This is a genomic window from Agrobacterium sp. ST15.13.015 (assembly GCF_027871645.1).
GTDB classification, from domain to species: Bacteria; Pseudomonadota; Alphaproteobacteria; order Rhizobiales; family Rhizobiaceae; genus Agrobacterium; species Agrobacterium leguminum.
In genome coordinates this window covers 446,503-469,510 of sequence record NZ_JAQAHF010000001.1, presented here as the reverse complement: position 1 = coordinate 469,510, position 23,008 = coordinate 446,503, and the positions used below count along the sequence as shown (strand labels likewise).

Sequence of the window (23,008 nt, the reverse complement as noted above, 5' to 3'; positions counted from 1 at the left end):
CAGCGGACGGCGTCAGAAGCCGGACTGGATGCGGGAAAAGACGAGATTGGAAAAGAGCGATATCTGCGCGCCCACAAAGGGCGCGGCGACGCCGAGCACGAGCATGATCGTGACGATCTTGGGAACGAAGGTCAGCGTCATTTCCTGAACCTGGGTCAGGGCCTGAATGAAGGCGATGACGACACCGACGATCATGGCGGCGAGAACCGCGGGACCGGCCGCGACGAGAACCGTCCAGACAGCCGCCTGCATGATGTCAAGCGCATCGGCCTCGTTCATCGTCGCATCCTTAATCCGGAAAGGCGGCGTCATGCCGCCTCTTCAATGTCAGGAACCGGTCGCGCTATCCGAATCGGTTCCGCTATCAGATGTACTCGTAATCGGGCCGTTGGAGAAGGTCACGCCGGCCTGCAGCAGCACCTTGTCACCAGCTTCGGTGATGGCGACAACGCCGTCCGAATAGACCTCGACTTCCTTCACCACGCCGGTGACGGTGTCGTCGGCGCTCTTGACCGTCTTGCCGACCAGATCGGAGGCGCGCGTCAGGGCTTCCGCCTGCAGCATGCTTTTGAGATGGGTGTTGGTCTTGATGGTCTGCTCGACCTGCGAGAAGCTTGCGAGCTGCGACATCTGCTCGCCCGCATCCATCGGGCTGGTCGGATCCTGGTTCTTCATCTGGGCGATGAGGAGCTTCAGGAAGCTGTCGTAGTTCAGCGACGCCGCGCTGCCGTCGGAGCTGCTCGCCCCGGCATTGGCCCAGGGATTTGACGCTGCCGAAGTGACTGCATCTACCGCCATGGTGCTATCTCCTTGCGAATCTGCTCGATCGTTGCGGGGGTCATTTCCTGATTGTTGAGGATTTTTTCCTCGATCGGGTAGAGACCGCGAATGGCCTTCAGCGCTTCGAAAGCCTTGCCCGAGGCAACCAGTCCGTCGATCCGCTTGAGTTCCGCCAGAACCTCGTCATGCTGGAAGCAGTTCAACAGCATGCTGACCGACTTGCGGAACATGTTGGTGGATTGGTCGCGCCCTTCCGGGTTGATGAGGATCATCTGCGCGATGAAATAAAGCTGCCTCAGCGGCGTCGTCGCCTGATCGGGCTGCAAGACGTGGTTTTCAAGCAGAAACGTGACATCGTTCAGGAATTCGAGCGCCACCTTGCGATCCACACGCAGAACCGCGCCGTTGATAAAAATCTTTTCGCCCGATTTCAGCGAAATCCGAAGTGTACTTTTCATTTAAGTCCATCCCTGATGATGGTTGTCACGTCAATTATGCCCTGGAAATTCGTCGACTGACGTTTCCGGATCAGTTCGCACTCTTTCAATATCCAGATCGCGATGGAAATCAGATTGGCCCTGAGCTCCATGGCAAGCTGGTTGTCGGGTTGCTTGAGATCCTCAATGAAGCGGATCCAGACCCGTCGAGTGTAAAAAAGCGCTTCGATCGTGTGGCGCTGCGAAGAGGAATCCCTTGCCTCCACCAGAAGGTCGATCGATTTTGTCAACGCCTGCCGCTCGCGATCCTTCGCGTTGGCGACACCATCCTCCATGATTTCGGCGTAGGAAAACTGGTACATTCATGTATCCTTTATCTGCCGCCACCCCTGTTCATCAGAGGTAGTTCACCAGACTCATTTTTTGCAGACGCGACGTGAGGCTGTATGCGATTTCAATCTGCTGCTGCAGCAGATCGAGGCGGGTCTTCGCCTCGTAGGTATCGATCCCCTCAATATCCAACAGATGCGTTTCGATGATCTTCTTCTGGGCTGCCAGCGAATCATTGGCCTTCGAAACGCGGCTTTCGGAAAGGCCGAGCTGGCTTTGCTGCTGGTTCAGGCCACTGATGGCGGTGCCGATATTGGTCACCGACTTGGTCGCCACCATTTCGCGAACGCCGCTATCCACCTTTTCGTCGAGGAAGGTCATCGCCGTCATCGCCGTCAGTGCAAAATAACGCATGCCCTGCGAATTGCTGTTGCTGGAGGTTTCCACGACCTCGTTCTGGCTGATGCGGCTCGTCATGTTGGTGTCGCTCGCCTTGGAGCCGAAAGTCGTCCAGAAATCGTAGTTCTGGCCGGCCGTCAGGCTGCTATGGGGCGGGTTCGTTACCGTCGTGGTGCCGTTGAACACACCTTCGATATGGGTCATGAAGGCTTCGGCCTGGGTCTTGGACAGGCCGGTAATGTCGCCAACCGCCGGCGTCTGCGCCGCCATGAATGCGTTCAGCTCGGTCTCATAGGCTTCCTTCAGGGTAGACCCTTCAGCGAAATAGTCATCGACGGGCTTCACATCCGTATTGATGCCGGAGAACAGAAACTCGCCATTGACCGCCGTATTGGCGAAGCTGGTGAAATTGTTGAAGGCATTCGAGATGGTTTTGGCAACCGTCGTCAGCGTCGGCGCTTCGCTGCTGGTGTTGGGGACGAGAACCTTCTGAATTTCCTGTGCGGCCTGCGCCATGCCGTCCAGCGCCGTCTGCGAGGATTTGAGGCGTTGCGTTGCAATCGAATTGACGCTCACCAGCGAAGAGATGCGGTCGATATCGCGATTGAGATCGAGGCTGCGGGCGGTGTTGGCGCCAAGCGTCACGCCGAGATCGGCGTGCTTGCCCGTTGTCAGCTCGGTATTGAGATTGGTCATCTCGAGCTGAGCCTTGAGGATGGTGCTGCGCATGCTGTTCTGCATCGCCAGCGATGAAATGAATGACGTTTTCATCGTTTACCTCACCATGTCCATCAGGGACTTGAGCATTTCGTCAACGGTCGTCACCAGTTTGGTCGCGGCCTTGTAGGATTGCTCGATATCCATGAGCAGCGACAGTTCCTCGTCCAGACTGACCGCCGTATTGTTCGAATAGGACGTGGCGGAGCGCTCATAAAGCGCGCTTTTCGCTTCGTTCGCAGAAGTCGCGCCGGAACGTTCCTGTTCGAGCCACCCCATCGAGTTGGTGCCGTATTTCAGGATGCTGGTATTCGTATCGATACGTGTCGACGCGGCAAAATTCATGGGCGCGTCGAAAGCAGTAACATAGCTGCGGATCAGCTCGGAGAAACCGGTTCCCCCCGACGCTGCGGTATTGATCACGTAATCGGTACCGTTGATACCGCCATCGCGCAACAATTCCGGATTGCCACCTTTGGAAATAATTAACGCCGGGTTGACGGTAATGCTGGCTGCGAGCCCGGGAGAGACAATCCCGTCTGCCGGAATGGTCGTCGCCGCCGGCGAGCCGTAGGTGAAGAGACCCGGCATATCCGGCAGGCCGCTGGTCGCGTCGGCCGGCTTTTCCGCAAACATGGTGATGAGGCCGCGGGCGATTTCGTCGAGCTGGCTCTGCATCGTCGGCGCCAGATCGTCACGAACCTGCATCAGGCCCTGAAGCGAGCCCTCAGACGTCGTGTTGCTGCCGCTTCCTGCCTTCAGCGCTACGCCATCGACATAGATTGCGTTGCCCGTGGTCGTCGCATCATAGCCCGGCTGCGTCTTGAAGGTGACGCTGCGCGGCACGATTTCGAACAGCGTCGCGCCATCCGTCGTATAAAGCGCCACATCGTTGTTGGGACGATTGACGACATTGATGCCGATGATGGAGGAAATATCCTTCAGAAGCGTCTCGCGCTGATCGAGAGCGTCGCTTGGATCGCCGCCTATCGCCGTCTGCGCCTTGACCTCGTTATTGGCTTCCTCGAACTTCGCAAGCAGCCCGTTCAGCTTGTCGACCTGAAGGGCGATTTCCTTGTCGGCGCGCAGACGCATCGCCTGCAATTCGTTCGAGGCCTTGTTCAGGGAACTGGCAACATCGGTGGCCGAGGTGACGGCCGTTGCGGCCAGAGCGGCATCGCTCGGCTTGGCGGCGTAAGCGTCCAGGCTCTTCAGCAGTTCCTTCATATAGGTGGCCGGCGAACTCTCATAATCGTTGCCGCCGAAAATGCTCTTCATTTCCTCAAGGCCGGTCAGAACCGTACTCTGGCCGGAAGCGAGAGAAGAGCTGGAAATCGTCTGCCTGAGAAGACTTTCATTCTGGGCACGGCCGTTGGAGACGATACTCGCTCCAGCCATGGTCGTGCCGAGAATGGCGGTTCGCTTGACGTAGTTAGCATTGCCGACATTGGCAATGTTCTTGGAGGTAACGTCCGTCTGCTTACCTGTATTATTGAAAATCGACTGCGCAGTATTCATTGCTGACGTGAGCGACATTCATCTGTCCTCGTGAGAAGTATTATCTCTTCAGATTGATCAGGACGTCCATCAAATCCGATCCAGTCTGGAAGACTTTCGAATTCGCTGTGTAGATACGCTGGGATTCAATCATGTCGGTGAGTTCGCTGGCGATATCGACGTTCGAGCCTTCCAGCGCGCCCTTCTGGATGTAACCGAAGCTGCCGGTCTGCGCGAAGCCGATGGTCACGACACCCGACTCGTTGCTAGGCAGATAGACGTTACCGTTCTGCGGGCTGAGATTGTCGACGCTCGGCACCGTGGCTAGCGCCAGCTGGTAGATATTGCGGCGACCACCATCCTGATAGACCGCCGTCACCAGGCCATCCTTGCCGATTTCGACGTCCTTGATCTGGCTCGGGCCGTTACCGTTCAGAACAGCGGTGCCAGGCGTGAACTTCGAGGAGAACTGCGTCATCTGCGACAGGTCGATCTCGATCGCCTGCGCCACGCCGCTGTTGTTGTCATTAATCGTGATCGAGCTATCCGATCCGGTGGTGAGCTTGTTGGTGGCGGGATCGAAGGTCAGGGTGACCGTTTCCTTGACGAGCGTAGCCGGGGCGGTTGCCGTATAGGGGAAGCCGCCATCCGTCGACTGATCCTGACGATAAACGGACACTTCCCACTGCGGATTGCCGGACGCATCGTTGTCAATGCGCGTGTAATAGAAGTCGTAAAGAACCTTGGCTCCGCCGCTGTCGAACGCCGTGAGCGACGTCTTGCTGCCAACCGTCGACGTTGCGACGTTGGCACTTGGGCGCGATCCCGCAGCAACGATTGCCTCATCACGATTAAGGTTGGCCGGGAAGCTGCCCTGTGTGGAGGGAGACGCCGTCAGACCGAAGTCATTGATATTGATGGCTTCAAGGCCGGTAAAGCCGTTGACGACCGCAGCCGGCGGGTTGGCGCCGTAAGGGTAACCCATCAGCATGAAGCCTGCCGCATTCTCCAGATAACCTTCCGAATTCTTCTGGAAGGAGCCAGCGCGCGTGAGGTAGGGTGTGCCTGCACCGTCCTGAACCACGAAGAAACCGTTGCCCTGAACGGCAAGGTCGGTGCTGGAGGTGGTGTAGGAGAGGTTGCCCTGCTCCGAAATGCTGTAGCGAACGTTGGACTGCACGCCGCCGGACGCATAGCTGCCCGACGAGGAGGGCAGAACGAGCGAGGAGAACGACGTCGATGCGCGCTTGTAGCCGGTGGTGCTTGCATTGGCGATGTTGTCGCCCACGGTCCCCAGCTTGTTCGCCTGCGCATTCATGCCGGACACACCGGTTCGCATAGTGCCGAAAATACTCATTCAAAAACCCTCGTGGTCATCTTTCAGGGAGAAGGTAAAGCGTTTGGCTTGCGTGAAGCTGTCGGAAATACCGCGTTTGAAAAAGACCACGCGGGTCAATGAAAATCATTGCCAATCAATGCTGTAGCCGAGGAAACGTTTGGAATCGACCGGATCGTAGCCAAGCTTCTTACGCAGCTTCTTGCGCAGCTTGCTGATGTGGCTTTCAACGACGTTTTCTTCGACGTCGTCATCGAAGATGCCGTAGATGGCATTGAAAATCTGCGCCTTGGAAACGCGGCGTCCGCGATTGGCGATCAAATATTCGAGGATGCGGCGCTCACGGCGCGGCAAGGGGAACACTTCACCACCCACTTCCGGGTCGCGGCCGTCGGAGAAAACCCGGATCGGTCCAGCATCGGTGAAGTTCGAGATGACCTGCAATCGGCGACGGATCGCCGCCGCACGTGCAAGGATTTCACGGGGGTGTACCGGCTTGCGCACGACGTCGTCGACGCCGCTGTCGAAAAGCGCCAGCGTCGATTCCAGCGAGGGCTGGTCGCTGACCGCGATCACCGGGGCCGTCGTGCGATCCCTGATCGCCTTCGGCAAAGAAAAGCTCCGGTCGCCCTGGCCGATCAGGAAGGCTTCCACAGCCGCAAGATCGCTTTCCGCCGCCGTCGAGACCCACTCCCCGAATTCGACCGGATCGAACCCGGTCGAGGGAATGCCCTCACGCCCAAATAGAGATGTATAGCCGTCTTTAACGAGCTCGCGCTCATCAACCACTACGATCATTCGTCCGCCTCCGAATCAGTGTGGTGTTTTCCAATGAGGCATTGGTACGAATCGGGCGATTCAGGGACAACTGTAGGAAATCATCGATAGATATTAATAATTGATTAACCATTTTGTGCCGATTTGATCTATATATAGTGGGTATTAACCATATATGGTACAAAATTTTTGTGTAGAAATTTCAAAATTCCGAAAAAACCGCTTGAAATGCCTTTTTTCGATCAATCTATCGCCACATTTCAAAATACGAGTCCCGCGGCGCCTTAAAGCAATTTCAGGTTGTTAACCGTCGCAGAAATTTTTCGCGTTGGCGGTCCATTTTCCGTAGCCCGTCGCCACCAGATTGGCGATGACACGGCAAACATATTTCTTCTGCGCCGGGTCATTGTTGGGGCCGGCATGATAACGGGCGACCGCCATGGTCCAGGTTTCATGCCTGTTGTGGAGGTTGCGCAGAAACATGGCGGCATATTCCACATTGCGGCGCGGATCGAACATTTCCCGTGCGGATGCGAAGTTTTCGCCATGGAAATAATGATTTATCTGCATGCATCCGAGGTCGATCAGCTTGGCGCCGTTGCGCTTCGCCGCTTCAAAAGTGGTCAAAGCCTCCTCGGTGGAGGAGGCAAATACCGGTTTTCCCTCGATATTCATGGCGTTGGGGTCGAGACGCCCCTTGCGGCCCGTTTCGGTCAGCCCCACCGAATAGAGAATTCCCTCCGGCACGCCATATTTGCGGGCCGCCGACTGGATCTCTCTTTCACAGACACCTGACGTTGCCGAAGCGGACGCGTTCTCAGAGGTAGACGCCATTGTCAGCAGAAGAGCGGGCAGAGCCAGAAACGCCATCCATGCCTTCATTATGCACCCCCAAATTATCGCCATTGCCTTGCCGGTCGCCCCGTGCCCCGGACTCGTCACGGTTGCGCCCGGCGGCGGCCTGCTGACCCTGCTGCTGCGCCTGCTGATTTTGCTGATTGTTGCCTTGTGTGCCCGTTTGGTCACTCTTGTCGGAAGAAGCGATGCTGATGGTGATGTTATCGACCGTCAGACCCTGCGCCTTGAGACCATCGAGGATGCTCTTGCTGTCTTCCTGCAGCTTTTTATAGGCCGCAACACTCTCCACCGTCATGTGAACGGCAAGCTCGTCACCGGCAAGACGCAGCGACATTGTCACCGATCCAAGCTCGATCGGCGTCATGTGCAGCTTCAGCGTATGGACAACCTTGCCGGTGCTGCTCTGGGCGGCCGCATTGGAGAGCGACGAACCGGGCTGCATGGCGCTCACCCATTCCGGATCGTTGACGATCAGGCTGGTCAGGGCCGACGCGTTGGTCGAGGGCGCCAGGCCGATGAACCGCCGCGAATCGAGAACCGTTATGGTGTCGGTCGCCTTGCCGGTGCTTTCGCGTGCATCGAACTCGACACGGCCTTCACGCTGAACGGTGCTCATATCCAGAGCCCGCGCCGCGCCTGAGCGCGGAGACGAAAAACGGAATGCCGAGGCATCCCCCTCGTTTTCCGAAGCAGAACCCGCCTCGTTACCGGCTGGTGCGATCCCTGTCGGCATGTCCTTGACCGAATGCTCGACCTTGCCCCGGACAGGTTCAGCACGGTCTGATTTCACCGCGTTGGCCTTGCCGGCAATCGCCTGTGCAATTTCCTCAAGCGGTGTCTTGGCCGTCGCCATATCGGCGGCATCGGCCGTCACCAGCTGCAGTGCCGCCAGCTTCGGATCGATCGCATCGTCCGTCACCTCGGCGTCCTTGTCGGCGTCGTCCTTGAGCTTCTTGCCGGTCTTGCCGTTTTCCGGCGTTGTGCGGGCCGTTTTCACGGCGTTTTGAAACTCGGCCACCGTCTTCTGGGCACGACCTTCGCCGGCATGCTCGTTGACGATCACATTGAGAAATGTTGCGGGCCGCTTGACCGGGACATCCATCTTTTCCGCCTCGCCATCGGGCTGCGCCTGCTGCTCTTCAGCAGGGTTCTCGTCCTGCTGATGCCGCGAATGCAGCGCCTGCGGCGGGCGCTCGTCCCGAACCGTGGAAAGGGCATCGCCGAAACTGCCGCCCTTGGCGTCGTCCCGGACGCTGGCGGTGCCGGCGCGCGGATCGGATGGCGGCGCATTCATTATCGCATTGATGGCTGCGTCGATCATGGTGCCCCCTCGCCTTTCTTCAACAGGCTGTCGATTTCATCGAGCTTGCTGCGACCGCTCGTCACGAGTTGCCGCACGTTGTCGCCCTCATCGTCAGCCTTCTGGGTTTCGACCCGCCATATGCTCTTTGCATCGGCAGCGTTCGCTTCGTTTTCGGGCGCATTCCGCCCGGTGTCCTTCGTGGCCGCAGTGTCAGCCTCGACGCCGGACTGCGGGGAAGGAGGACGAACCACCTGCTCGGCAATCGCCCTTGCCGCCTCCCGCAAGGCCCTGTCCCGATCCGAAAGCTGCGCTTCGGGAATCTGCCCTATTGTCTCGATTGCGCTCACCACATCGGGCGTGCCGATGTTGGAAAGGCTTTCATAGAGATTTGCCTGTACTTCCGGCTCACCCGGCAGAGCAGGAGATAGCGCCTTCGCCTTCAACGCCGCCATGCGCGCCAGCGAATCCTTGCCGCTGATCGCCGCGAGGCGGGAAAGCCGCAGATAGGCTTCCTTCTGCCTCTCTGTATCCATCATGGCGAAGGTTTCCTGTATCGCCTCCTCCCCGATGGAATCGGCGCGCTTGACCACCAGCGAGACCAGAAGGTCCGCGAACTGGCTGGCATAGGGCGAATGCAGGAACCGCCGCGCATAACGCTGCGCATATTCGACGCCACGTGCCGCATCGCCGTCCTCGACCGCGATGGCGAGCGAACGGCGCAATGCGGCCTCCTCAACGATGGTGCCCGGCGCTTCGAGCCGGGCGATATCGTAAAAACCAAGCGCCGCCAGCGGATCGCGCGGGATCGTCACATTGCCGCCGATCAGCGCCAGATAAGCGCCAATCCGCTTGCCGCGATATTCCGGCACCATGGCCGCAATGCTCTGCGCGACAAGCGTTCCCTTGCCGGAGAGGTATTTGCGCAGGATATCGGCAACGCGGCTGTCGAAATTGCCATCCACATCGCGCGCGACCAGCAGTTCCAGCGTGGCCGGATTGCCGCCGCTCATCGCATAGATGAGCGCCGCATCGACATTGCGCGGATCCTTGAAGATCGCCGAAGGCGCGCTCTTCAGCCGCTCGTCGATGGTCTGGAGTAGAAACCGCTGCATTTCCGAAGCGGAATGATCGCCCATGGCGACCGAATCCTGCACGAATTGCAGGGAGCGCAGCATGGCATAGGGCATGAGATTGTCTTGCGACTGCGAAAACGCCCTGCCCGGCTCGGAGCCGAGACCGCAAAGCGTCACCGCAAGAAGAAGCCAGCGTTTCGAGGTTTTCGTCACACTCACCCCCGATCGGCCTCAAGCAGAATTTCGATGCGGCGGTTGGCGTCCGCCAGAGGGTCCGCCGGCACCTGCAATCTGCGGTCCGCAAAACCCGAGACCTGCTTTACCCGCTCTTCCGACAGGCCGCCGCGCACCAGCATGTAATAGGCGCTATGGGCGCGATCCATGGAAAGCCGCCAGTTGTCATTGGCCTCGCCCTTGAACTGCCGTCCGTCGGTATGGCCGCGTATCACCACGCTGCCACCACGCGCCTGAAGCAGTTTACCGATTTTTTCCATGGCCAGAACCATTTCACGCCGGGGAACGGCCGATCCGATATTGAACATCGGCGTTTCCGTCTGGTCGGAAATGGTGAGCAGCAATCCGCCTTCGGCCGGCGTCACCACCAGACCTTCGGAAAGCTTGCCGGTAATGCCGGATATCTGCTTCTCGATCTCTTCGCGCAGCGTGTCGGCCTTTTCCCAGTCGGCGTCGCTGGCCTTTTGCTCTGCATCGCTTGCCTGGTGCGGCTCGTCCGGCTTTGGCTGTGCGAGCGCTGCCTGCTCGGCCGCATCGGGGCGCTGCTGCGGCACAACGGCGGCGACTTCCATCGGTTTGCCGTCTTCCACCTTGTCGGCCGGTGTCTCGGACGCCTTGAGCGCGACCGCCTGAGCGTTTTCGGCCGCATCTTCCTGCTTGTTCTCGGCGACTTGCTGCTGTTCAACCGGTTTCTGCGGCTGATCGGCGCGGGTGATTTTCACCTGCTGGGTCCAGAAATCGGGATCGAACGGATCGCGATAGGCTTCACCGCCGCTTGCGCCCGTCGCCGGGCCGGAATCGGCGGCGCCGCCCTCGCCCTTGGCGCTGACATTGGCCTGCTGCCCCACCTGCTGGGCGATTTCCGCCAGCACGGAATAGGGATTTTCGAAAAAGTCGGCTTCGGAGAAGTTCGACTGCTCACCGGTTTGCGAGGTAAGGTCTTCGCCCGTCGCCGCGGCCGAGCCTTTGGTGACCTTTTCCGCCTGGATGTTGGACTGGTCCTTCTTCTGGACGCCCTCCTCCTTGTCCACTGGCTTTTCCAGCCCCTTGGACGAGGGTTTCTCATCGGACAGCTTGATCGGGTTGAAATAGCTGGCGACCGAGGCCTTGGTTTCCTCATTGGCGGCATTGACCAGCCACATGACGAGGAAGAACGCCATCATAGCCGTCATGAAGTCGGCATAGGCGATTTTCCACGCGCCGCCATGAGCGCCGTCATGACCGCCCTTGTGGCGCTTGACGATGATGATCTCATTTTTACCGTGGTGGTGATTTTCGCCTTCACTCATTTCATCACCTTGCGAAGACTGGACGCCCAGGCGGACATGCGCGTCACGAACACGCTTTCACCCAACTCGACGGAAAGATCGATATCGGTGGTCTCGGTAAATTTCATCGTTTCTTCTTCAAAGCCCGGCTGCGTCTTCAGCCGCTCGAACAAATCTTTCGGGCCTTTCACGACAAGCGTGACCCCTTCGCCATCCGGCATGGCGCTACGCACCACATCCGCCAGCGCCGAGACCGCCTTGAGCGACAGCTTTTCCGTCAGGACCGGAGCAAGGATATTGGCGGTCTGTTCGCTGAGATTGGCCGCAATCGCGTCGATACCCTCGCGCAGACCACGCGACAGGGAAGACGCGATTTCTTCGAGGTGTCCCGAACGCAGGGCCTCCAGCTCGGCCGCATGGGCAGCGATCAGCTCTTCCCGCTCCGCCTGCATCTTCTCGGTGATCTCGCGGGTAGCATCTTCCCGGCCGCGGTCATAGGCCGCCTGTTTCTCGCTCTCCACATCGACGGGAGCAAATTCGTCGAAACCGGAAGCGCCATCGGCAAAACCGGACAGGAAATCCGTATCGGCCAACGGGTCGCCGAAGGTCTGCGCCGCCGGTTGCGGTTGCGCTTCACCGAAGTCCTTGAGAAACCGTGCAATGGACGCGCTCATGCCTGCCCCCGGCAAAATAGGAGAAAGCGGCCAGACATGTTTCGTTGCCCGCGCGAATCGCAAAAGCCTCGCCGCATTTCCGGACGGAAAACCGGGGTCCACTTTTCCTGGAAATGCTCTAAGCCGTTTGGCGGCACCACCGTCATCCTTGCTACCCTGCCCGTCTCTTCCATGTTTCCCGGCCGGATCACGCCATGCGATCCGCCCCATATTGACCCGACGTTAGGTGTTCAAACTTGTGCGAGGATGAAGGCGGGCTCGATCAGGAAGCCTGCGCCAATTCATCCCCGCGCGCCCACGCCGGCCAGAGCCGTTACTTGAAGAGCTGGAGGATATTTTCCGCATTGGCGTTGGCGATGGAGAGCGCCTGGATGCCGAGCTGCTGCTGCGTCTGCAGCGCCTTCAGCCTGGTCGATTCCTCGTTCATGTCGGCATCGACGAGACGGCCGATGCCCTTGTCGATCACATCCATCAGGCTGGAAACGAAGTTGTCCTGCATGCTGATGCGGCTCTGCAACGAACCCAGGCTGGAAGCCGTGCTGGTCATCGCCTCAAGCTGCCCGTCGACGAAGGACATCATCATGTCGATGGCGTCTGCGTCGGTATAGGTCGTGCCGCCGCCGGCAAAACCGCCCATGGCCGCGGCAACGATATCGAGATTGCCGAGATCGAGGGTGGAAACGGAAAAGCCGAGGGAACGAGCGGCTGAAGCCGCTCCGCTGCTGGTATCGTAAAACCAATCGTTGCTGCTGGTGTCGCGATAGGCAGGAGAAACGGTGGTGCCGCCGCTCGACGGATCCGTCCCCGTCACCTTGACCCATACATTTTCGGCAAGGCGGAGATAATTGGCGGTGCCGTCGCTATAGACATTCGGATCCGTATTCGTATCCGTCGTTGCGGCATTCAGCGCGCCGATTTCTGCGTCGGTGAGCTTCGGTACGACAAAACCCGCCTGCGTCGCCGTGCCGGCGGTCGTCGAGGTCTGGGTGACTTCATATTCCGTCTTGCTGACGAAAACGGCGTTTTTGTCGAGAATACCGAGCTTTCCGCCACTGAGGTCGAACAGGACGGTGCTGCTGTCGAGCGTGTAGTCAACGGTGGTGACCCCGACATTGCCCGAGCCAGTGCGGGTGAAGGATGCAACGACCTTTTTGGTGATCGATTCTTCAACCGGAGGCGTGCCACCGTTGCTGATACTGGCCTGCAGCCAATTTTCACCCGAGAAGGAGGCCGATTCGGAGATGCTCTTCAGCTGTTCCTGAAGCTGTTTTATTTCATCCTGAATCTTGCTGCGGTCGGCACCCACGCCATAGGCGGCGACGAGCTTGGCCTTGATCTGCTTGACGACCTCGATCGTGCTTTCAAGCGCGTCATAGGCGGTATCCACCTTGGCGGCGCCCAGACCCAAAGCATCCTGCACGGCCGAAAGCGCATTATTGTCGGAGCGCATTGTCGTTGCAATGGACCAGTAGGCCGCGTTGTCCGCCGCAGTCTCGACACGATAGCCTGAAGACACGCGCGCCTGCGTCGTTTCCAGATTCTTGTCGATCATCCGCAGGGTTTGCAGCGCGGCCATTGCCGCCGCATTGGTCAAAATGCTGGTCATGGGGTCCACCCAACTCAAAATTTAAGAAAAAATCCGGCGCTGTGCCGACAACGACCAGGGGCATCATGCGCATCGGCAATGGCCTGAACCGACCACCGCGACCTGCCGTTCGTTAACAAATCGTTAATGCGATAGGTAACAAACAACGAGACTGATTTGCAAGGCGTTCCTCGCTTTCGCAGCCGGGTTTCGCATAAACCGGCAGGCTTCAGGCAAGCTCGGGTTAAAACGCACCGGAACGAGGCCGTTGCGCCCGCGATTTCGGCGCGCGCAACGGACATGACGGAAATGGGGAGCGGGTGATCCGGTTAAGCCGCTTCGCCCTGACGGGTGGGCACGAATCGAGCAGCCGTCAGGCTTTGACGAAGAAACTCGGTGTTCTCGTCCGGATTTTCGGAAGGATTCTGAAACGAGACGTGATTGATCTCAATCGCCGCATGTTCGTTGGCGAGCGTCAATCGCGCATAGACCGTGGCGCCCTTCGGCTTCAGTTCGAGATCGAGAACGATCTCCGGCGCGCCTTCCCATTCGAGCTTATATTCGCCGCCGGCGCCGAAATTGATCGTACCGGGATGATAATAAAGCTCCGCAGCCGATGAAACGAGGTCGGCGATACTGCCGTAGCACTCGAATCGAAGCAGCGAAATCAGGTCGGCCGGGTCTAACAATCGAAGTTCGGTGGCAATCGGGTTGATCGCCTCTGCGACGATCATTTCCCGCTGTTCGGAATAGGCGGATTTTTTCATTGGTTTTATTGAACCCGTATTTTCGATGACTTCATGGCGTAAACCCGGTGAACGAGCTCAGCCACAGCCTTGTAAAAGACTGGTGGAATCACACTATCTACCGAGACTTGCGCAAACATGGAGCGTGCAAGCGGCGGGTCTTCAAAAACGGGGATATTGTTTTCTTCCGCAATCTCGCGGATTTTCAATGCGATAAGGTCCTGACCCTTGGCGACGACGACAGGTGCGTCGCCTTCTTCGCGAACATAACGCAGCGCCACCGCAAAGTGTGTCGGGTTGGCGATGACGAGTGTGGCGCGCGGCACATTGTTGATCATGCGGCGGCGGGCACGGTCGCGGGCGATGGAGCGCTGGCGGGATTTGACCACGGGGTCGCCCTGCGACTGCTTGTATTCTTCCTTCACCTCATGCTTCGTCATCTTCAGCTGGCTGAACCAGTGGTGGCGCGTCCACAAAACGTCGACGGCGGCAAGCAGCGCGGTCGAAAGCAGAATAACGACCATCATCTTTTTGACGATCTCGACGACGCGGACGAAAATCACCTGCGGATCGGAGAACATCAGATCGATGAGGCTGTAAAAATCGCCACGCAGGGCAAGGAACATGATCACCGAGACGATCATGATCTTGAATACGGATTTGCCGAATTCAACGAAACCCTGCTTGCTGTAGATGCGCGTGAAGCCCTTCGCCGGCGAGACGCGCGACCATTGCGGACGCACCCGCTCAAGCACCGGCGACGGCAGGTTCTGGAAAAACGACGAGGCAAGCCCGAAGACGATGAACATGATCATCGCCGGCATGAGCAGATAGGCCATCGAGGTGCCGAGAAAATACAATAGCGACAGGGCATCCGGCCGGGTGCTGAGGTCCCACTGTTCGGGCTGGCCGAACAGGTCCTTCAATGTGACGCCAAGACGACCGGCGCCATCGGGCAGGAAGAAGACCAGGTAACAATAAAAGGCAAGCGAGGAGGCAAAGATCGGCACTTCGCGGGAAAAGGGAAGATTGCCCTTTTCCGCCGCATCGCGGAGTTTTTTCTCCGTCGGGGCTTCTGTTTTACTGTCCTTGTCCTGATCGTCTGCCAAGGCACGTCTCCGGGATCAAAAAAAGGCCCGCCGATCCCGGCAGGCCGTCATTCCCGAAACTAGCGTCCGTGACCGGCCATCGCAATGGCCGCTTCCGCCGTAAGGGCGGGTTATCAACCGGCTTCCGCTCAAGCGGCGGCCGGTTGTTCCTCCGCGGAAGCTTCCTTCAGCTGGATCTGGCCGGAATTGGCGAGCCGGATCGCTTCCTGCGCGACGGCGCGGCGTGCGATTGCCACTTCGCGGGTGTTGATCGAGGCCTGCGGCACCGCAAGGTCCGATTCGATCATGCGGCGCTGGCGCGGGCTGATGCTGGAGAGCACGCATTCCTTGATTTCCATCGTGGCGCCGCGCAGCGCCATCGTCAGAACATCGGCCGAGACATCGTTGAGCAGCAGGACGCGGCTGCGCTGCGGCATGAACATGAGGTCGTCGAAGAGGAAGATCTTCGGCTTGACCTTGTTTGCGGCTTCCTTGCTGAGCGTCTCGAGCGAGCTGAGCAGCGTATCGACTTGCGGCTTGTCCAGTTCGTTCATCAGATCGGCAACCTTCGTGGAACCGCCGGCATTGCGCTCGGCCTCGATTTCGTTGATGAGGTTGACCACACGCTTCTCGATGATCTGGGCAGCCGTCGGGCTGACTTCCTTCATATTGACGGTACGGTTCATGATATCGGCGCGCTGCTCTTCCGGAATGGTCAGGAGAACCTTAGCGCCGAAGGAAGAAGGCAGCATGGAGAGGATATAGGCGATGGTCTGCGGATGTTCGCGCAGCAGGAACTTGCCGACGAATTCCGGCTCGGCTTCCTGCAGGCGGTCCCAGATCGACGCTTCATAGGCCTGGAAGGCCGCGCGACGGCCGAGAAGGCTGTCCACCTCTTCAGGGGTGAGGCCCTCTTCGAGAATGCTCTCGATTGCCTTGGCATTGTCCATGAGGCCCGTTCCCTCGGTGAACAGGTCTTCGAATTCGGCGACTATCTGGGCAAGCTCATCGGGAGGAATGACACGCAGGGTCTGGGCCGAGGAAATGATCATCTGCAATTCGTGCTGCGTGAAAAATTTCAGCAGCTTGCCGGCGACGCCCTTGCCCATGGCAAGAAGCACCGCGGCCGCCTTGTCGGCCTGAGACAACGGTTTCCCTGCCAGGGGGTTACCGAAATCCTCGAAGTCCATCATGGTCTTTCCTCTCCGTCCCCACAGGGATCAGGCTTTCTTCGTACTCAGTACTTCAATCAATTTTACGCCGAAGCGCGTATCGTCGTCTTCCAGAACCGTTATTTCACCGCGCGCAATACGGCGGCCATTCACCATGATCTCGACCGGCTCGCCGATCTTGCGATCAAGCGCGATCGTTGCGCCCTCTTCAAGGCTCATCAGCCCCGAAACGAGCATTCTGCTGGTGCCAAGCACGATCTGGACATCGATCGGGATGTCCATGATCATTTCCATGTTTTCGGACAATCCGCTGCCAAGCGGCGCCTTAACCCCCGCAACCTGCGGGGCGGCGGCAAAATCATCCATCCCAAAATCGGCCGTTCCGCCACCGAAAGCGGAAAGGTCGGTATCCGTCGAGACCTCGTCCGTGCTGCCGAAATCGCCGAAGTCGCCGAAATCGGAGAGCGAACCTTCCGCATCCGTCTTGAGGACGCCACGCAGATCGCCGATAGCCTGGTCGAGGTCGCCGGCGTCTTCAAACGACGGCAACGCCGCATCATCGGTCACAGGTGTTTTCTTCGTAGCCATGCGCTGATTATTCCCTTTGAAACTTGCGTCAGCCTGCCCAGAACCCGAAAAGGCCAGGCAGGATTTAACCCATCAAATGTCGTAAGATCTCGTCGTCCGTGCTGACATTGTTCTTCACCCGAACCATGTAGCGGTCGCCGGACTTGCCGAATTCGCAATTGTAGAGCTTGGAACCGTTGGCGCTGACCTCGACGCCGATATCGTCCTGCTTCAGAGCCTGGAACGGGATGACATCACCGGCCACCAGCTTGGAAATCGTCCTGAGCGTCAGTGTTTCAAGCTTGATGCGCGCCTCGAGCGTGACCTGCGACCGCTTCACCTGCTCCGAGATCATCTCCATCCACTCTTCCTGCTTCTTCAGCGCCTGGGCTGAAGCCTTGGGCGCGACGATTGAGGTCTTGAGCAGCGGCCGCTGCGGCACGATGAGAGAAAACTCCGAGGATACCTTGCCGATAACGATCTTCATGCGGATGGTCACGCCGTAAAGGCCGGCGATCATCTCGTCGAAGGCGCTCTTTCCGTTGGAATTGAAGGGCGGCTCAATGGTCGCTTCAAAACCGCCCGGCGCGTTGACACCGGAGCGCAGGACGCCAGCGATGCGGCCAAGAACCATGGCCGCGAGGTCGAGCTCGATATGGGACAGGCTGCGCTCGTCCGGTTCGCCGATCATGTCCGGCGACGCGCCCAGCATGCGCTCCATGAGCGCGATGACGAAGCCGTTGCCGACCGTCATCATGAAATTGGGGCACCAGTTGCGCAGGGAACAATCGGCAACCGCGACATTGCGCCCGACATTGGCAATCAGGTCGGTCATCAGTCCCGATTCGGAGCCGACATATTCGACGTCGATTGCGATGCCGGTCTCGCTGTGGAAAATATCAGGCAGGAATTCGCTGTAGAGATGGCCGATATCGGAGCCGATCTTGGCGATCGTCTTGCGGTCGGACAACCCTCCCGTCAATTTTGCGAGAAGGGCGGTGTCGATGGCAGGTGCTTGTTGCGCTGCAGCTTTTGCCATCGTCATGCCGCCTTGTTTTCGCCGCCGGGGTTCATCATCTCCTGCTCGACAGCGTCAATCGACGGCCGCTCGTAGTTGGAGATGGTCTTGCGGCCGTATTCGAGCGCGACCTGCGGCACCGAGCCGTTCATGTAGGCGATCAGCGTCTGCTTGACGATGATGTAGAGGCGGTGCTGCTTGGTGCGGACGATCTTGACCTGGGACGCCAGCGGGTTGCAGATCGAATAGGACAGGATAATGCCGAGCATGGTGCCGACGAGTGCGGCGCCGATCAGGCCGCCCAGCACTTCCGGCGATTCGTTGATCTTGCCCATGGCCTTGATGACGCCGAGAACCGCCGCGACGATACCGATGGCGGGGAAAGAATCGCCCATGGTGGTGATCGCGTGATAGGGTTTCAGCTTGTCGTTCAGGATGGTCTCGATTTCCTCATCCATCAGCGCCTCGATTTCGTGGCTGCGGGCGTTGCCGATGATGATGAGGCGGACATAGTCACAGATGAACGAGGTCAGTTCCTTGTTTTTCAGAACCGAGGGCGCGCTCTGGAAGATTGAGGATTCTTCCGGATTGTCGATATGGGCCTCGATCTCGTTGCGCGATTTCGTGCGCAGATCGCGCATCAGCGAATAAAGCACGCCGAGCACGTCGAGATAGTTTCGCTCCTTCGGGACCGAATGCTTGAAGGCCTCGCCGAGCGCCTTGCCCGAGTCCTTCACGACCTTCATGGGGTTCGCCATGATGAAGCCGCCGAGACCGGCGCCGCCGATGATCATCAATTCGAACGGCTGAACCAGCACGTCCAGATGACCGCCCATCGCCATATAGCCGCCGATGATGCAGCCGAAGGTGATTATAAGTCCAATTACAATATTCATTGATCGACCACGCCCGAACAGTGTTCCATGCCCCCATGTCTAAAAAATGTGGCTTGCGTGAACCTGTCCGCAAAGCCTCTCCCCCGCTGCCGCCTCCAGCCAGTTTCGCACAAGCAAGCCACGGCACTATGCCGGCAAAGGCGGACGTGCGCCTTGAGATCGGGATCAAACGAGAGCGGCGGTTCAGTGACTTCCACCTACACCAGCTACAGACTGATCAGTCAGGATATCGGCAAATCGCTTGAGCGGGTGTCGGAGCAGCCCGACGTGGCGCGCGAGACCGAATATTACCGCGCGAAGATCGGCGATGTGAAATCCATCGACGATTTCATGGCCGATACGCGCCTTTACAATTACGCGCTGAAGGCGCACGGGCTCGAGGATATGGCCTATGCGAAGGCCTTCATCCGCAAGGTGCTGACGGAAGGCACCTCGGACAAGGACGCCTTCGCCAACAAGCTCTCCGACAGCCGTTATGCGGATTTTGCGAAGTCGCTGGATTTTGCCGGCCTGGGGGCCGCGGCGACCTCCACCGAGGCCGCCAAATCGGGCGTCATCGGCAAATACACCCGCCAGACGCTGGAACAGGAAGCGGGCGACGACAATAACGGCGTCCGGCTTGCCCTTTATTTCGAACGCAAGGCGTCAACCATTACATCCGGCCTCGACTTTCTGGCGGACGATGCGCTCGCGCAGGTGTTTCGCACGGCCTACAACCTTCCCGACGAGTTTGCCGCCGCCGATGTCGACAAACAGGCGGCGCTCATCGAAAAAACCATCGATATCAAGGATCTGCAGGATCCCGAAAAGGTCGGCAAGCTGCTCGAGCGTTTCACCATCATGTGGGAAATGCAAAACCCCTCGACGACCTATGATCCTCTTGCCGTTTTCGGCTCCTCCAGCGGCTACGGCATTTCCCCGGACCTGCTGATCTCCATCAACTCCCTGAAACTCGGAGGCAAATGATATGCAATCCGGACTATACGTCGCCCTGTCCTCGCAGATCGCGCTGGAGCGCCGTCTCACCACCATTTCCGACAACATGGCGAATGTGAACACGGTCGGCTTCCGCGGCTCCGAAGTGAAATTCGACGAAATGGTCGCCAAGAACCACAATGACATGAATGCCAGGGTGGCTTTCGTTTCGCAGGGCAACGACTATCTCTCCACCCGTCAGGGCGCTTTCGAGCAGACCGGCAACTCCTTCGATTTCGCCATCAAGGGCGACGCCTGGTTTTCGCTGGATACGCCCGATGGCCAGATTCTGACCCGCGACGGCCGCTTCACCATGCGTCCGGACGGCGCGCTCATCTCCTCGAACGGTTATCCCGTTCTCGATGCCGGCGGCGGCCCGATCCAGCTCAATCCGAATGGCGGCCCGATCACCGTCGGTCTCGATGGCGCCATCCGGCAGAACGAAAACATCGTCGCCACCCTCGGCATCTTCCAGGCGGATTTCTCGCAAGGGTTCCTGCGACATCCCAATAGCGGCGTGAAGCCGGTGGCCCAGCCGGTTCCGGTGGTCAACAATCATGAAGTCGGCGTCGTTCAGGGTTATCTCGAACAGTCGAACGTCAACGGCATTTCCCAGATGACCCAGCTCATTCAGGTCAACCGCGCCTTTGAAAGCATCTCCTCGCTGATGCGCGATACCGAATCGACCTTCGGCGAAGGCATCAAGACGCTTGGCGGCGCGCGTTGAGGAACTGAGTAATGACAATGCCGGAATCCATGCTCTCGGCTGACGCCATTTCACCGAAGCTTGCACAGCTCGCCAGCTTGGCCGGGCATTATGCCGATCCGGAGTTTTCGGTGGCGCATGGCGGGCATGTCCGCACCATCGCCGCCGGGCACTATACGGTTTCCGGCCTGTCACGGCATGTGCGGCTCGGAGAATTCGTCGCCCATCGCAGCGCGACCGGCATTCATCTCGGCGAAGTGGTGCGCGTGGAACCGGACATCTGCTATGTCTGCCCCATCGAGCCCGGCGAGCCGATCGGCATTCACGACACCGTCATCCGCAAGGGCGCCTTCCGCGTCTCGCCCGATGATAGCTGGTGCGGACGCACCATCAATGCGCTCGGCGAACCCATCGACGGCCAGGGGCCGCTGGCCTCCGGCATCGAGCGCCGTTCGATTTCCAACAATGCGCCGCCCTCGATGACGCGCAAAAGGGTGGAAACGCCTTTCAAGACCGGTGTGCGGGCAATCGATATCTTCTCGCCGCTTTGCCTCGGCCAGCGCCTCGGCATTTTCGCCGGTTCCGGTGTGGGCAAATCCACGCTGCTGTCGATGCTCGCCAAGGCAGACGCCTTCGACAAGGTGGTAATTGCTCTTGTCGGCGAACGCGGCCGTGAAGTGCGCGAATTCATCGAAGACACGATGGGCGAAAATATGAGCAAGTCCATCGCCGTCGTTGCGACAAGCGATGAAAGCCCGATGCTGCGCAAGATGGCCCCGCTTTCCGCCGTCACCATCGCCGAACATTTTCGCGATCAGGGCGACAATGTCCTCTTGATCATCGACAGCGTGACGCGCTTTGCCCATGCCATCCGCGAAGTGGCGGTCGCTTCGGGCGAGCCGCCGGTGGCGCGCGGCTATCCGGCCTCGGTCTTCACCGAATTGCCGCGCCTTCTGGAGCGGGCAGGACCGGGCGCGGAAGGCACCGGCACCATCACCGCCATCGTCTCCATTCTGGTGGATGGCGACAATCACAACGACCCGATTGCCGATTCGACGCGCGGTATTCTCGATGGCCATATCGTGCTTGACCGCAGCCTTGCAGAAGAAGGCCGTTACCCGCCAATCAATCCGCTCGCCTCTATCTCGCGTCTTGCCAAGAAGGCCTGGACACCGGATCAGGAGAAGCTGGTGTCGCGCCTCAAGGCGCTGGTGCATCGCTTCGAGGAAACTCGCGATCTTCGCCTCATCGGCGGTTATCGGCCCGGCACCGATCCTGATCTCGACATGGCGGTGAAGCAGGTTCCGATCATCTACGAAACGTTAAAGCAGCTGCCGAACGAACCGGCGGCGCAGGATGCCTATGCTGATCTGGCGACCGCCTTGCGGAGCGGCGCGCAGAACGGTCAGCCGCAGGTAACTCCCAGAGCGAGAGGCTGACCCGTGAAGAAAAAACGGACCAACGATAGCCATGATGAAGACGTGCTGCCCAAGCCCGCTTTCTTCACGCCCGACCGTATTCTCGCATGGACAGGCATTACGCTTGCTGCCGCGGCAGCCTTCTTTCCCTGGTACGTTTTCTTCAACGAAGAAAAGTTCGGCATGAAAGTGGCGGGCGGCGACCGCACCCGCGATCTGCCCCATACCGGCCCACGGGAAGTCTTCAGCGTTTCGCCGATGGCCATGACCAATCGCAACAAGGAAGACACCCCGCCGCCGGCGGAGTTGCCCGACATGCTGACGACGGCGACCGTGAACGCAGGCGGCAAGGAAAAGCAGAACAATCTGGCAGCCGGAATCGAGGACCAACCGTTCCCCGGCCAGACCTCCTTCCGTCTGCTGCATGTTTCCAACGGGCGCGCCCTGATCGAGGACGGTTCGGGCATGTATATGGTGAGGGTCGGTTCGACCCTGCCGGACAATGCGTTGCTGACGAAGATCGAACAGCGCAACGGCGAATGGCTGATAGAGACGTCTTCCGGCAAGACCTATCGTCCTGAAAAATAAAAGATTTTTCTCTGGTCCGAAAGGCGCGCCGCATCTGCCGGCGCGCCTTTTTTGTTTTTGGCAGGCCGCATCCATATCCGCGTCTTGCGCCGTTCCGCGCCTTCTCCCCTCTCCGCAAGTCTGACGCAAGATTAGCCCCTTAGGTTCGGGCCATACGAGATGGAGAAGTCTATGCAACCGATTCAACTGTTCGATCTGGCATCCCGCCAAGCGGAATGGCTGAGCGTGCGGCAGGAAGTCGTGGCGACCAACATCGCCAACGCCAACACACCCAAGTTCCGCGCCAAGGATGTCAGCCCTTTCGAAGCGGTCATGCAGGCCACCAGCCAGCAGGTTGGCATGGCGAGGACCAACCCTGCCCACTTTGGCGAGAGCACACTCAGCGACAATATCGCGGTGCGCGACAACCCGGTCAATAACGAGATCGGCATGCAGGAATCGGGCAATTCGGTCGCGCTTGCGGAAGAAATGACCAAGACCGGCGAGATCAAGCGGCAGTACGAGCTGAACGCCAATCTCGTCAAATCCTTCCATCGCATGATGCTGATGACGGTTAAGAGGTAAGC

The 23,008-nt window shown here is 58.9% G+C and carries 25 protein-coding genes; 5 read left to right on the top strand and 20 right to left on the bottom strand.

Annotated features, from left to right (window positions below; all coding sequences use genetic code 11):
• Positions 1–12 precede the first annotated feature (12 nt).
• From fliQ to motA, 20 genes are all read right to left on the bottom strand, one after another.
• On the bottom strand, positions 13–279 hold the full coding sequence (fliQ, locus tag PIB16_RS02330; RefSeq protein ID WP_003503352.1) for a flagellar biosynthesis protein FliQ: 267 nt from the start codon (positions 277–279) through the stop codon (positions 13–15).
• A 48-nt stretch (positions 280–327) separates the two neighbouring features.
• The gene (flgD, locus tag PIB16_RS02325; RefSeq protein ID WP_065654445.1) at positions 328–798 is read right to left on the bottom strand and encodes a flagellar hook assembly protein FlgD; all 471 of its coding nucleotides are present in this window, start codon (positions 796–798) and stop codon (positions 328–330) included.
• On the bottom strand, positions 789–1,238 hold the full coding sequence (flbT, locus tag PIB16_RS02320) for a flagellar biosynthesis repressor FlbT (protein WP_003503362.1): 450 nt from the start codon (positions 1,236–1,238) through the stop codon (positions 789–791). The genes flgD and flbT overlap by 10 nt, the downstream gene beginning before the upstream one ends.
• On the bottom strand, positions 1,235–1,579 hold the full coding sequence (gene flaF, locus PIB16_RS02315; RefSeq protein WP_004432537.1) for a flagellar biosynthesis regulator FlaF: 345 nt from the start codon (positions 1,577–1,579) through the stop codon (positions 1,235–1,237). Before flaF ends, flbT begins: the two co-directional genes overlap by 4 nt.
• Before the next feature lie 34 nt (positions 1,580–1,613).
• Entirely contained in the window at positions 1,614–2,717 is a 1,104-nt protein-coding gene (locus PIB16_RS02310) for a flagellar hook-associated family protein (RefSeq protein WP_065654446.1), read from the bottom strand.
• Between the two features lie 3 nt (positions 2,718–2,720).
• Complete coding sequence (gene flgK, locus PIB16_RS02305) at positions 2,721–4,199, bottom strand: flagellar hook-associated protein FlgK (protein ID WP_065654447.1); 1,479 nt, start codon at positions 4,197–4,199, stop codon at positions 2,721–2,723.
• 22 nt (positions 4,200–4,221) lie between these two features.
• Complete coding sequence (locus PIB16_RS02300) at positions 4,222–5,517, bottom strand: flagellar hook protein FlgE (protein WP_065654448.1); 1,296 nt, start codon at positions 5,515–5,517, stop codon at positions 4,222–4,224.
• A gap of 105 nt (positions 5,518–5,622) precedes the next feature.
• Positions 5,623–6,294, bottom strand: coding sequence for a response regulator transcription factor (locus PIB16_RS02295; RefSeq protein WP_004432529.1), 672 nt, complete (start codon positions 6,292–6,294; stop codon positions 5,623–5,625).
• Positions 6,295–6,576: 282 nt separating this feature from the next.
• Positions 6,577–7,143, bottom strand: coding sequence for a lytic transglycosylase domain-containing protein (locus PIB16_RS02290; protein WP_059760571.1), 567 nt, complete (start codon positions 7,141–7,143; stop codon positions 6,577–6,579).
• Positions 7,091–8,452 (bottom strand): flagellar hook-length control protein FliK, encoded by a 1,362-nt coding sequence (gene fliK, locus PIB16_RS02285; RefSeq protein WP_271044903.1) that lies wholly within the window; start codon positions 8,450–8,452, stop codon positions 7,091–7,093. Before fliK ends, PIB16_RS02290 begins: the two co-directional genes overlap by 53 nt.
• Positions 8,449–9,726 carry a chemotaxis protein MotC gene (gene motC / locus PIB16_RS02280; RefSeq protein WP_271044902.1) on the bottom strand — a complete coding sequence of 426 codons (1,278 nt, stop codon included), beginning with the start codon at positions 9,724–9,726 and terminating at the stop codon, positions 8,449–8,451. The genes fliK and motC overlap by 4 nt, the downstream gene beginning before the upstream one ends.
• The gene (locus PIB16_RS02275) at positions 9,723–11,030 is read right to left on the bottom strand and encodes a MotB family protein (protein WP_271044901.1); all 1,308 of its coding nucleotides are present in this window, start codon (positions 11,028–11,030) and stop codon (positions 9,723–9,725) included. Before PIB16_RS02275 ends, motC begins: the two co-directional genes overlap by 4 nt.
• Positions 11,027–11,683, bottom strand: a complete 657-nt coding sequence (locus tag PIB16_RS02270; RefSeq protein WP_271044900.1) for a hypothetical protein — start codon at positions 11,681–11,683, stop codon at positions 11,027–11,029. Before PIB16_RS02270 ends, PIB16_RS02275 begins: the two co-directional genes overlap by 4 nt.
• Before the next feature lie 313 nt (positions 11,684–11,996).
• Entirely contained in the window at positions 11,997–13,289 is a 1,293-nt protein-coding gene (locus PIB16_RS02265; RefSeq protein ID WP_065654453.1) for a flagellin N-terminal helical domain-containing protein, read from the bottom strand.
• A 308-nt stretch (positions 13,290–13,597) separates the two neighbouring features.
• Positions 13,598–14,035, bottom strand: coding sequence for a hypothetical protein (locus PIB16_RS02260; RefSeq protein WP_004432518.1), 438 nt, complete (start codon positions 14,033–14,035; stop codon positions 13,598–13,600).
• A gap of 5 nt (positions 14,036–14,040) precedes the next feature.
• Entirely contained in the window at positions 14,041–15,123 is a 1,083-nt protein-coding gene (gene flhB, locus PIB16_RS02255; protein WP_004432517.1) for a flagellar biosynthesis protein FlhB, read from the bottom strand.
• A gap of 128 nt (positions 15,124–15,251) precedes the next feature.
• Positions 15,252–16,295, bottom strand: a complete 1,044-nt coding sequence (fliG, locus tag PIB16_RS02250; protein WP_020811423.1) for a flagellar motor switch protein FliG — start codon at positions 16,293–16,295, stop codon at positions 15,252–15,254.
• Positions 16,296–16,322: 27 nt separating this feature from the next.
• Complete coding sequence (gene fliN / locus PIB16_RS02245; protein ID WP_271044899.1) at positions 16,323–16,862, bottom strand: flagellar motor switch protein FliN; 540 nt, start codon at positions 16,860–16,862, stop codon at positions 16,323–16,325.
• A 64-nt stretch (positions 16,863–16,926) separates the two neighbouring features.
• The gene (locus PIB16_RS02240; protein ID WP_065654455.1) at positions 16,927–17,886 is read right to left on the bottom strand and encodes a FliM/FliN family flagellar motor switch protein; all 960 of its coding nucleotides are present in this window, start codon (positions 17,884–17,886) and stop codon (positions 16,927–16,929) included.
• The gene (gene motA, locus PIB16_RS02235; protein WP_020010426.1) at positions 17,883–18,755 is read right to left on the bottom strand and encodes a flagellar motor stator protein MotA; all 873 of its coding nucleotides are present in this window, start codon (positions 18,753–18,755) and stop codon (positions 17,883–17,885) included. The genes PIB16_RS02240 and motA overlap by 4 nt, the downstream gene beginning before the upstream one ends.
• Before the next feature lie 186 nt (positions 18,756–18,941).
• Between motA and PIB16_RS02230 the strand changes: the two genes are divergently transcribed.
• The 5 genes from PIB16_RS02230 (at position 18,942) to flgB (ending at position 23,006) form a co-directional block, all read left to right on the top strand.
• A complete protein-coding gene (locus PIB16_RS02230; RefSeq protein WP_035263933.1) occupies positions 18,942–19,721 on the top strand; it encodes a DUF1217 domain-containing protein in 780 nt (259 codons plus the stop codon).
• A 1-nt stretch (position 19,722) separates the two neighbouring features.
• The gene (gene flgF / locus PIB16_RS02225; protein WP_004432506.1) at positions 19,723–20,457 is read left to right on the top strand and encodes a flagellar basal-body rod protein FlgF; all 735 of its coding nucleotides are present in this window, start codon (positions 19,723–19,725) and stop codon (positions 20,455–20,457) included.
• Positions 20,458–20,468: 11 nt separating this feature from the next.
• Positions 20,469–21,875, top strand: a complete 1,407-nt coding sequence (gene fliI, locus PIB16_RS02220) for a flagellar protein export ATPase FliI (RefSeq protein ID WP_078051257.1) — start codon at positions 20,469–20,471, stop codon at positions 21,873–21,875.
• Positions 21,876–21,917: 42 nt separating this feature from the next.
• Positions 21,918–22,442: a hypothetical protein gene (locus PIB16_RS02215; protein ID WP_374996852.1), complete on the top strand. Its 525-nt coding sequence runs from the start codon at positions 21,918–21,920 to the stop codon at positions 22,440–22,442.
• A 171-nt stretch (positions 22,443–22,613) separates the two neighbouring features.
• A complete protein-coding gene (flgB, locus tag PIB16_RS02210) occupies positions 22,614–23,006 on the top strand; it encodes a flagellar basal body rod protein FlgB (protein ID WP_004432502.1) in 393 nt (130 codons plus the stop codon).
• Positions 23,007–23,008 lie beyond the last annotated feature (2 nt).